Here is a 746-nt window from a genome sequence, read left to right on the forward strand (position 1 = left end):
GTGAAGCTGTAGTCGCCGTTGGCAGCGATCGTCACTGTGCCAACGCCGGCGATCGTTGCAACTTGGCCGGCGGTGAAGCTGCCAGTCACGCCAGCGACGGTAAAGGTCGCGACACTCAGGGTGTTATCGACATCGCTGTCATTGCTCAACACGTTGCCGGCTGCAACGGTGTCTTCAGCGACGGTTTGGGCATCAGCGGTCAGCACACTCGCGTCGTCGACCGGGGTGACGTTCAGGTCCAGGGTGCTGGTGGAGCCAGTGTTGGTGGTGTAGCTGACTTGCGGCACGGCACCGTTGTAGTTGGCGTCCGGAGTGAAGCTGTAGTCGCCGTTGGCGGCGATAGTCACTGTGCCAACGCCGGCGATCGTTGCGACTTGACCCGCAGTAAAGGAACCCGTCACACCAGCGACGGTAAAGGTCGCGACACTCAGGGTGTTATCGACATCGCTGTCATTGCTCAGCACGTTGCCGGCTGCAACGGTGTCTTCGGCGATGGTTTGGGCATCGGCGGTCAGCACGCTCGCGTCGTCGACCGGGGTGACGTTCAGGTCCAGGGTGCTGGTGGAGCCAGTGTTGGTGGTGTAGCTGACTTGCGGCACGGCACCGTTGTAGTTGGCGTCCGGAGTGAAGCTGTAGTCGCCGTTGGCAGCGATCGTCACTGTGCCAACGCCGGCGATCGTTGCAACTTGGCCGGCGGTGAAGCTGCCAGTCACGCCAGCGACGGTAAAGGTCGCGACACTCAGGGT

At 62.1% G+C, this 746-nt stretch carries 1 protein-coding gene; it reads right to left on the bottom strand.

Annotated features, from left to right (window positions below; genetic code table 11):
* On the bottom strand, nucleotides 1-746 hold a 746-nt coding region (locus KW848_RS31270), incomplete at both ends, for an Ig-like domain-containing protein (RefSeq protein ID WP_218539172.1).

The sequence above is a fragment of the Pseudomonas sp. PDM25 genome (genome assembly GCF_019219045.1).
Classification (GTDB): domain Bacteria; phylum Pseudomonadota; class Gammaproteobacteria; order Pseudomonadales; family Pseudomonadaceae; genus Aquipseudomonas.